The organism is Bacillus cereus group sp. BfR-BA-01523, assembly GCF_022662615.1.
Classification (GTDB): Bacteria; Bacillota; Bacilli; order Bacillales; family Bacillaceae_G; genus Bacillus_A; species Bacillus_A mycoides.
Genome location: NZ_JAKUDX010000036.1, coordinates 1 through 412, shown reverse-complemented (window position 1 = coordinate 412; position 412 = coordinate 1). Strand labels below are relative to the sequence as shown.

The window sequence follows — 412 nt, the reverse complement described above, 5'->3', positions numbered from 1 at the left end:
GGTGCTCTCCCAGCTGAGCTAATCCTCCAAAAGTGGTGACCCGTACGGGATTCGAACCCGTGTTACCGCCGTGAAAGGGCGGTGTCTTAACCACTTGACCAACGGGCCAAATATTATAAATTCCTTATGGCGGAGAGCAAGGGATTCGAACCCTTGATACGCTTGTGACGTATACACGATTTCCAATCGTGCTCCTTCGGCCAACTCGGACAGCTCTCCAATGGCTCCGCAGGTAGGAATCGAACCTACGACCGATCGGTTAACAGCCGATAGCTCTACCGCTGAGCTACTGCGGAATAATATTGCCTGGCAACGTCCTACTCTCACAGGGACAAGGTCCCAACTACCATCGGCGCTAGAGAGCTTAACTTCCGTGTTCGGTATGGGAACGGGTGTGACCTCTCTGCCATCA

3 tRNA genes and 1 rRNA gene are annotated in these 412 nt (G+C 53.2%); all 4 read right to left on the bottom strand.

What is annotated here, in order from left to right:
• Positions 1-33: 33 nt before the first annotated feature.
• Positions 34-108, bottom strand: a tRNA-Glu gene (locus tag MR066_RS27040).
• Between the two features lie 19 nt (positions 109-127).
• Positions 128-219, bottom strand: a tRNA-Ser gene (locus MR066_RS27035).
• Between the two features lie 2 nt (positions 220-221).
• Positions 222-296 (bottom strand) — tRNA-Asn (locus MR066_RS27030).
• A gap of 8 nt (positions 297-304) precedes the next feature.
• Positions 305-412, bottom strand: a 5S ribosomal RNA gene (gene rrf, locus MR066_RS27025); the annotation flags it as partial.